The organism is Streptomyces sp. NPDC048606, assembly GCF_040650855.1.
Taxonomy (GTDB): Bacteria; Actinomycetota; Actinomycetes; order Streptomycetales; family Streptomycetaceae; genus Streptomyces.
On record NZ_JBEZIB010000079.1, the window covers coordinates 1 to 9072 of the forward strand.

7 protein-coding genes are annotated in these 9072 nt (G+C 76.2%); 2 read left to right on the forward strand and 5 right to left on the reverse strand.

What is annotated here, in order from left to right:
* Window positions 1-134 precede the first annotated feature (134 nt).
* The 4 genes from AB0D01_RS39105 to AB0D01_RS39120 form a co-directional block, all read right to left on the reverse strand.
* Window positions 135-782 carry a hypothetical protein gene (locus tag AB0D01_RS39105; protein ID WP_363064083.1) on the reverse strand — a complete coding sequence of 216 codons (648 nt, stop codon included), beginning with the start codon at window positions 780-782 and terminating at the stop codon, window positions 135-137.
* A 13-nt stretch (window positions 783-795) separates the two neighbouring features.
* Window positions 796-1863 (reverse strand): MerR family transcriptional regulator, encoded by a 1068-nt coding sequence (locus tag AB0D01_RS39110; RefSeq protein WP_363064085.1) that lies wholly within the window; start codon window positions 1861-1863, stop codon window positions 796-798.
* Between the two features lie 63 nt (window positions 1864-1926).
* Entirely contained in the window at window positions 1927-2319 is a 393-nt protein-coding gene (locus AB0D01_RS39115; RefSeq protein WP_363064087.1) for a VOC family protein, read from the reverse strand.
* A gap of 51 nt (window positions 2320-2370) precedes the next feature.
* Window positions 2371-4272, reverse strand: coding sequence for an ABC transporter ATP-binding protein (locus AB0D01_RS39120; RefSeq protein ID WP_363064089.1), 1902 nt, complete (start codon window positions 4270-4272; stop codon window positions 2371-2373).
* A 167-nt stretch (window positions 4273-4439) separates the two neighbouring features.
* Here AB0D01_RS39120 and AB0D01_RS39125 point away from each other — a divergent pair, with 167 nt between their 5' ends.
* Window positions 4440-6581 carry an AMP-binding protein gene (locus tag AB0D01_RS39125; protein WP_363064091.1) on the forward strand — a complete coding sequence of 714 codons (2142 nt, stop codon included), beginning with the start codon at window positions 4440-4442 and terminating at the stop codon, window positions 6579-6581.
* Here AB0D01_RS39125 and AB0D01_RS39130 read toward each other — a convergent pair.
* Entirely contained in the window at window positions 6557-8422 is a 1866-nt protein-coding gene (locus AB0D01_RS39130) for a GNAT family N-acetyltransferase (RefSeq protein WP_363064093.1), read from the reverse strand. The two genes, AB0D01_RS39125 and AB0D01_RS39130, sit on opposite strands and share 25 nt — an antisense overlap.
* Window positions 8423-8537: 115 nt before the next feature.
* On the opposite strand from AB0D01_RS39130, the gene AB0D01_RS39135 reads away from it, so the two are divergent.
* On the forward strand, window positions 8538-8960 hold the full coding sequence (locus AB0D01_RS39135; RefSeq protein WP_363064095.1) for a DUF350 domain-containing protein: 423 nt from the start codon (window positions 8538-8540) through the stop codon (window positions 8958-8960).
* The last annotated feature ends 112 nt before the right edge of the window (window positions 8961-9072 follow it).

The following is a 9072-nucleotide window of genomic DNA, read 5'->3' on the forward strand; positions in this document are numbered from 1 at the left end:
TGGGGCCCGGATGGATGTGGGGCGACGCCCCCGCCCCGCCCCAAGGCCCGCCCGCCCCCCCCCCCCCCCCCTCACCCCCCCCGGGCCCGGGGGGGGGGCGCCCCCGCCGCGCCCTACCCCCTACCCCCTACCCCCTACCCCCTCGCCCCGATGATCGCGGAGAGTTCCGCCTGCTCCCGCTCGGGCAGGCGACGTTCGGCGTGCAGCATCCGCAGGGTGAGGGTGAGCCGCGCGGCGTCCTCGGACCGGCCGGTGTCGCCCAGGTACGGGGGCAGCACCAGGGCCAACGAGGCGAGGTCGCCCCGGGAGCGCAGCCGTTCGAGGAAGGGGCCCAGCGGGTCGGCGGCGGGCGGGTCCGCGGGGCCGCCGCGGGTCCCGCGCAGGCCCTCGGCGACGCGCAGCCGCATCCACTCGGCGTAAGGGCCCGGGGGAAGGTCGTCGAGGCGGGCGGCGGCGGCCTCGAAGTGGGCGCGCGCCTCGCGGGTGGCGCCGAGTTCCGCCTGAGCCCGGCCCAGGGTGGCGTGGAGGGAGGGGTAGAAGGCGCGGACGCGTTCGTCCCCGACGCGGTCGGCGCGTTCGAGGCAGACCCGGTTCCAGTGCAGGGTGTCCTCGGGGGTGCTCTGGTGCCGGGCCAGGTAGTGGGCGGCGACGCAGGCCTCGTAGTCGTCGCCGGCCGCGTCCCAGGCCCGGCGGAAGAGGGCCAGGGCCTCGACGGCGCGGCCCTCGGCCTCGGCGGCCATGCCCTCGGCGCAGAGCCGTACGACGGTGTTGTGCGGATCCATGGCGGGGTGTCCTTCAGGCGCGGGGGAGGGCGACGGGCATGACCAGCGTGGTGAAGCTGCCCTGGTCGGCGGAGCGGACCAGGGTGGGGCGGGGGGCGGACGGGATCTCCAGCAGCACGTCCGGCCCGACGCCGCTCTCCACCGCCGGGGCGAGCACGGCCGGGTCGAAGCCGACGCGCAGCGGCCCCTCCTCCCCGCACAACGCGGGCAGGGCCACGTCCGCCACCCGCAGGACGTCGGGGCCGAGCTCCAGGACCACGGCGGGGACGTCGCCCGCGGCCGCGAGGGCGCCCAGCAGGGCGGTCCGGTCCACGACCACCCGGTGGGTGGGGGCGGGGAGCGCGGCGAGGGCGTCGAGCATCCTGCGGTAGGCGGGGTAGGTCCCCCCGGCCACCGCCACCTCGCGCCGCTCGCCGCGGGCCCGCGCGACGAGCGGGGACGCGCCCGGCCCGACCGTCAGCGTGACCTCGGCGGCGCGGACCGCCCAGGCACCGAGCCGGACGAGGAGGTCCGCCTCGATCAGCACCTGCCCGGGCGGGCCGGTCAGGGCGCTCGGGCGCAGGACGCGCAGCGAGAGGCGGTGGCGGTCGGTGGCCACGAAGCGGACCTCGTCCTCCTCGAACTCCACCAGCACGCGGCCCAGGACGGGGTGCTCCGGGTCCGTGCCCACCGCCGGCGCCACCTGCCGCACGGCGCCGGCGAGCTCCGCCCCGCCCAGGGTGAACTCCGTACGGTCCGGGCCGCCCGGCAGGGCGTCCAGGACGGCGCGGATCGCCGTTTCGGCGGCCCGCCCGGACTCCCGGACGGCCCGGCGGTGGCGTTCCAGCACCTCCCGCGCGCCCGCGGCCGGCCCGTCCAGCACCGTGACCACGTCGGGCAGGGCCAGTCCCGCCTCGCGCAGGTCCCGCAGCAGGGCCGCGCGGGGCTGCTGCGCGGCGCTGTAGTAGCGGTATCCGGTGACGCCGTCGACCCGCGCGGGGGGCAGTACGCGGCAGTCGTCGTAGAAGCGCAGGGCGCTCGGCGCGAGTCCGACCAGCCGGCCGAACGCGCTGATGCTCATGAGTCCAGGGGTGCCGTCCATGGACCGGATTCTCGACTCTCATCCCACTCGAAGGTCAAACGCGCGCGGGCCCGGCCTCCCGGTTCAGGCGTCGCCGGCGCCCGGGGTGCTCGCGCGGGGGGTGGTCTGCTGGACCGCCCAGCCGTTGCCGTCCGGGTCGGAGAAGTAGACGAAGGAACCCCAGGGCATGTCCTGGATCTCGGTCACCTCGACGCCCCGGCCGCGCAGGTCGGCGTAGGCCTCCTCGATGTCGGCGACGACGACCTGCATGTTGTCCAGGGAGCCCGGCACCATGCGGGTCAGGCCCTTGCCGAGGGCGATCGAACAGGCCGATCCGGGCGGTGTCAGCTGGACGAAGCGGATCTCGTCGCTGACGGTCACGTCGTGATCGGCGCGGAAACCGATCCGCTCGTAGAAGGCCTTGGCCCGGTCGACATCGGTGACGGGGACGGCGACCAGTTCCAGCTTGATGTCCATCACGCACTCCTGGATCGGTGGCGGGCCCCGGATCCGGGGCCCGCCGGGCCATCATGCCCCCGAGGTCGTCACCGCGCCGCCGCCGGCGCGCCCGGCGTCCGCGAACTGGGTCCGGTACAGCTCCTCGTACCGGCCGCCCGCCGCCAACAGCTCTTCGTGCGTCCCGCGTTCCACGATCCGCCCCTCCTCCACCACCAGGATCAGGTCGGCCGCCCGGACCGTCGACAGGCGGTGCGCGATCACCACGGCCGTCCGCCCGGCCAGGGCCTCGGCCAGGGCCTCCTGCACCGCCGCCTCCGACGTGGAGTCCAGGTGCGCGGTGGCCTCGTCGAGGATCACCACGCGCTGGCGGGCCAGCAGCAGCCGCGCGATGGTCAGCCGCTGGCGCTCGCCCCCGGAGAGCCGGTAGCCGCGTTCGCCGACCACCGTGTCCAGGCCGTCCGGCAGCGAGGCGACCAGCCCCTCCAGGCGGGCCCGGCGCAGGGCGTCCCAGACCTCCTCCTCGGTGGCGCCGGGGCGGGCCAGCAGCAGGTTCGCCCGGACCGACTCGTGGAAGAGGTGCCCGTCCTGGGTCACCATGCCGAGGGTTTCGCGCACCGAGTCGGCCGTGAGGTCCCGTACGTCCACCCCGCCGATGCGCACCGTGCCCTCGTCGGCGTCGTAGAGCCGGGGCAGGAGCTGGGCGATGGTCGACTTGCCGGCCCCGGAGGATCCGACGAGGGCGATCATGCGGCCCGCCTCGGCGCGGAAGGACACGTCGTGCAGGACCCGCTCGCCGCCCCGGGTGTCGAGGCCGGCGACCTCCTCCAGGGAGGCGAGGGAGACCTTGTCGGGGGAGGGGTAGCCGAAGGAGACGCCGTCGAACTCCACCGCCACGGGGCCGTCCGGCACCCGGCGGGCGTCCGGCTTCTCGGCGATCAGCGGCTCCAGGTCCAGGACCTCGAAGACCCGCTCGAAGCTGACCATGGCGCTCATCACCTCGACGCGGGCGCCGGCGAGGGCGGTCAGCGGCGCGTACAGCCGGGTCAGGAGCAGGGCCAGCGCCACCACGGAGCCCGCCTCCAGGGTCCCGCGCACCGCGTAGTGGCCGCCGAGTCCGTAGACCAGCGCGAGGGCCAGGGCCGAGACCAGGGTGAGGGCGGTGATGAAGGCCGACTGGGCCATCGCCGTACGGATGCCGATGTCGCGGACGCGGGCGGCGCGGGCCGCGAACTCGGCGGACTCGTCGGCGGGCCGGCCGAACAGCTTGACGAGGGTGGCCCCGGGGGCGGAGAACCGTTCGGTCATCTGCGTGCCCATCGCGGCGTTCAGCGTCGACGCCTCGCGCTGCATCGCCGCCATCCGGCTCCCCATCCGCCGCGCCGGCAGGACGAACACCGGGAGCAGGACCAGGGCCAGGACGGTGATCTGCCAGGAGATGGTCAGCATCACGCCCAGGGTCAGCAGCAGGGTGACGGTGTTGGCGACCACCCCGGAGAGGGTGTTGCTGAAGGCCCGCTGCGCGCCGATGACGTCGTTGTTGAGGCGGCTGACCAGGGCCCCGGTCCGGGTCCGGGTGAAGAAGGCGACCGGCATCCGCTGCACGTGGTCGAAGACGGCCGTGCGCAGGTCGAGGATGAGTCCCTCGCCGAGGGTGGCGGACAGCTTGCGCGTCAGCAGTCCGAGGGCCGCCTCGGCCACCGCGATCACCGCGATCAGCAGGGCGAGGCGGGTGACGAGACCGCTGTCCGTACCCTCGACGATGGCGTCGACGATCCGGCTGGCCAGCAGCGGGGTGGCCACCGCGAGCAGCGCGCCGACCACGCTCAGCAGCAGGAAGAGGAGCAGCCCGCGCCGGTGCGGGCGGGCGAAGGCGGCGACGCGCCGCAGGCTCGCGCGGGAGAGCGGCCGGCGGCCCTGCTGGGCGGTGAGGGTGCTGTGCAGCGAGGTCCAGGCGGTGACTTCCATGTCCATGCCCCCACGCTAGAACCTCGACTTTGGTTGAGGTCAAGGAAGTATCCGCGACCACCCGAACGGGGGTCGGGCCCCGGCCACCCGTCGATCAACCACCTTGAGGAGAAGGGGAGTTCGAGTCCCGGAGGAACCTCGTGCCGGTCGGTGGCGGGTGCCATCATCGGAGGATGACGCAGGCACCGCCGTCGGCCCGCCCCGACAGACCGTCCGTCGACACCGTCGTCCACCGCTTCGAGCGCCACGTCCGCGGCGCCCCCGAATCCCTCGCCCTCGTCCACGGCGGACGGCGACTCACCTACGGGCAACTCGGCGCCCGGGTCGACCGGTTGGCCCTGCGCATCGCCGCCGCGGAGGGGCTCGCCGTACGGGAGCGGCCCGCGCCGGCCCTCGTCGCGATCGGCACCGCACGCCACGACGCGCTCGTCGTCGCCCTGCTCGCCGTCCTCAAGGCGGGCGCGACCTACGCGATCGTCGACGCCGCCGACGCCCACACCGGCCGCCGCCAACTCGCCGCGCTCGCCCCGCACCTCCTGCTCACCGACGGGCCCGGGCGGGCGGGCCTCGACGACGGGCACGGGCACGGGCCGTCCGTGCTCCTCCTCGACGCGGCGGACGACGACCCGCCCGCGCCGCCGGGCCCGCCGCGGCCCGTGGCGGCCGGGGCCCCGGGCGCCTCTCCCGTGCCCGCGGCGCGCCCGGGCGAGGCCCCCGGCGGTCCGTCCGGCGGTCTCCCCACCGGTCCGTCCGCCGATCCGCCCGCCGTTCCGTTCGGTGATCCGCCCGCCGCCGTCCTGCTCGCCGGCTCCGCCGACCCGCGCCCCGTCGCCGTCGGACACCGGCTGCTGCTGGCCGCCCTCGACGGCTGGACCGAGGTCGCCCGCCTCGCCCCCGATGACCGCCACCTCTTCACCGGCCCGCCGGACGCCCTCCCCTTCGCCGCCGGCTGGACCCGCGCCCTGTGCACCGGCGGCGCCCTCGTCCTGCCCGACCCCGCCGAACGGGACCCGGCCGCCCTCGCGGACACCGTCCGGGCCGAGGGGGTCACCGTGGTCCACACCGACCCCGGCCGCGCCGCCCGCCTGACCGCCCCCGCCGGACGGCCCCCGTACGCCGCCCCCGCCCGCCGCGCCCCCGACGAGCGGCTCCGCTCCCTGCGGCTGCTCGCCGTCACCGGGGACCGGCTCTACCTCGACGAGCAGATCGCCCTCCAGGACCGGCTGCGCGTCGGGGCCCGCGTCCTCAACGTCTACGCCCTCACCGAGACGGCGGGCGTCGGGACCTTCTTCGAACCCTCCCAGCCGGGCCGCCCGCTGGACGACCCCGAGCGGCTGTCCCTGCTCGGCACCCCCTTCCCCGGCTGCCGCGTCCACGTCCACGACGGGCAGCTCCACCTCGCCCCGCCCGACGGCAGCGACGCCCTGCCCACCGGGGACCTCGGCCGGCTGCGCCCCGACGGCCTCCTGGAGTTCGGCGGCCGGCTGCGCGACCGCGTCACCCTGGACGACGGCACCCGCCTCGACCCGTACACCGTCGAGAGCGAGATCCGCGCCCATCCGGGCTTCGGCGGCGCCGTCGTCCGGCCCCTGCCCCTGCCCGCCGGCGCCCGCACCACGCTCGCCGCCTACGTCACCCCCACCCCCGACAACCCCGGCTGGGCGCGCGTCGCCCCCTCCCAGGACCTGGCGGGACTGCGCGCGCACCTGGCGGACCGGATCCCGCCGCCCGCGATCCCCCGACGGCTCGTACGGCTGCGCACCCTGCCCCGCGACCGCGGGGGCCGCGAGGACCGGGGCGCGGTCCCGCGCCCGCCGGCCGCCGACCCGTCGACCGGCGCCAAGTACGGGGCCGCCCCGGGCGACACCGGCCCCCTGGTCTGGGGCTGCCTGATCGGCCTGCTGATGATCCCGGCGGTCGTGGTCGTCCTCGTCGCCACCCGCTTCGTCTGGCCGGGCTCCACCGGCCTGAGCGGGGTCCCCGGACCCTGGGCCCACCTGTTCGTCGGCCTCTACGTGTGCGAGGCGTGGGCCTTCGTCTACGGGCTGGCCTTCCTGCTGTGGGGCAAGAGGACGCTACGGGTCCACGGGCGCGGGGAGGGGCTGACCACCACCGCCCACCTCGCCGTCTCCTACCTGCTGATCGCCTGGTGGCCGCAGGACAACCTCTACCGACTGGCGTCCAGGACGGACTGGCCCCACCAGGCCGCCCTCGTCTACCTGTTCAACATCCCGCTCATGATCGCGGGCTTCCTCGTCATCCGCTTCCTGACCTGGCGCCCCCCGTCGCATCAGGGGCGCGTCGAGGAGGACTGACCCGAGCCCGAGCCCGAGCCCGAGCCCCTCGGACCCGACAGTCCCTCGAAGCCCGCGCCCACCGCGAGCGCGCTCCGGCGCACCCGCTCCTCGGCCGCGTCCAACACCCCGGCGTCGTGCGCGGCCACCAGCACCCCGACCCACGGCGCCGGGTCGTCCGCTCCCGTGGGGATCGCCGGCACGAACACCGCCCCCGAGCGCGCGCACTCCCGCGCCAGGTCCCCGCACCACTCCATCAGCTGCGCCGGCGCCAACCGTGCCCCCAACTCCACCCGGTCCACGATCCGTACGAGGTGTCCCGCGCCCCGCAGCGCGTCCAGCCCGGCCGCCACCACGAAGGCGACCGACGGGCCCGTCAGCCGCAGGTTCGTCTCGGTCGGCGCGAACCGTCCCCGCGGATCGGCGACGAAGTCCACGTCGAACCACCCCCGGTACCCGTCGCCGGCCAACTCCCGGCCCACCGCAGCCCCGAAGGCCCGCATCGCCCCCGCCGCCCCCTCGGGCACCACCCCCGGCCCCACCGTCGCCCCCCGGTACCCGCCGCCGGCCACCTCCATCACCGCCACGCCCACCTCGTGCGGCCGGCCCGACCCGTCCACGAAACCGTCGTACGTCAGGTCCCGGGGCCCGCCCGCCCCGTCCGCCGGGCCCTCCACGTACTCCTCCACCAGCAGCGGGCCGCGCGGCAGTCGGCGCACCACCGCGCGGGCCCCGCCCGCCGCCCGGACCTCGGCCGCGCTCCACACGCTGGTGCCCGAACCCCCCACCCCGTACTCCGACTTGAGGACGGTGCCCGCACCGGCCCGGGTGCGCGCCGCCAGCATCCGCGCGGCGGAGCGCCGGCCGGGAGCCCGCCACTGCCCCGGCAACACGATCCGGGGGTGCCCGCCGCCCGCCAGGATCCGGGCGAACAGGGCGTGCGCCGCCGACTTCGACTCGTACCGCAGCTCCTCCGGCCGCCAGGGCGGGCCCGCCAGCCGGGCGAAGGCCTCGGTGCGCCCCCACGGCACGAGGGGCAGCCCGCGCCCCGTGACCCGCCCGACCAGCGCCGGCCGGGCCGCGATCCGCTCCGACAGGCCCGGCCCCCGGCCCGCGAGGCCGTCGTAGACCTCCACCGCGGGATCCCAGCCCAGCCGGCGGCCGACGAACTGCGCCCAGCCGGCCGGCACCGGTCGGGGCAGCAACAGGGCCGCCGGACGGGGGCTGTAGAAGGCGGCCAGGCAGGCGTAGTCGTGCGCCGGCCGCTGCCCGGCGTCCAGGGAGGGGTCGGCGAACTGGGCGTTGAACTCCCCGACGTTGCCCACGTGGACGGCGGGCATCCCGCCCGTCCAGGCCCGCGCCCAGTCGGCCAACGGAGCCGGGGCCACCTCGAAGCGGACCAGGCCGGGCGGGGAGCCCCCGGCGCCGCGCGCGCCCATCGCCCGGTAGAAGCCCGCCGCGTACGGGTCGGAGTCGATCAGCAGCCGGTCGACCCCCAGCGCGACGGCCCGGCGCACCGCGTCCAGGTACAGCAGACGACCCACGCCCCGGGCCATCGCGTCCGGTTCCACGAACAGCGACCCGAGCCGTGCGACCCGCCCGCCCCCCGACCCCGGACGCGCACCCTCGTCCTCCGGCTCGTCCTCCGGCTCGTCCTCCAGGGAGGCGAGCCCGAGGAGGCGACCGCGCGCGTCCTCGGCCACCACGATCCGCCGGGCCGCGACCTCCTGCGCCCGGACGCGCAGCTGCGGCGCGCACGCCGCGAGGAAGGCCGCGTCGTAACCCCAGGACGCCTTGGACCGCATCACCAGCGCCGTCAGCGCGCCGGCCTCCGCCGGCAGCGCAGCCCTGACCTTTGCCATTTCCTGACCTCCCCATGGTCCCGGACCAGGGCGTGCGATAGATTCGGCCTCCCCACGGCCCCTTTGGCCGGTCCTGGTCCATCCCTATCCCACCCACGCGGAGACAGGCTTCTCAATGAGCGACATCGTCAACGGACTTGGCCGCACCAGCGCCTACGGAGCCCTCGGACTCGTGCTGCTCGTCCTCGGCATCGTCCTGGTGGACGTGCTGACGCCCGGGAAGCTCCCCAAGCAGATCTGGGAAGAGCGCAACCGCAACGCGGCCCTGATGCTCAGCTCGGCGCTCCTCGGCATCGGCGGCATCGTCTTCACCTCGATCTGGACCACGTACGACGACTTCGGCAAGGGCCTGCTGTCCACCGCGGCCTTCGGCGTCCTCGGCCTCGTCCTGATGGCGGTGGCCTTCCTCGTGCTGGACCTGGTGACCCCGGGCAAGCTCGGGGCCATCGTCGTCGACCCCGAGCCGCACCCGGCCGTCTGGGTCACCGCGGCCTGCAACCTCGCCGTGGCGGCGATCGTCGCCGCGTCCATCGCCTGACCCGGCGCCCCTGAACGCCGGCGAGTCCCAGCTCCGTACGGAGCACTCCGTGGCAGTGCTGGTCCACCAGGGGCGGCGTTTCGATCATCCGGGCATCCCGTTGCGGACGTGG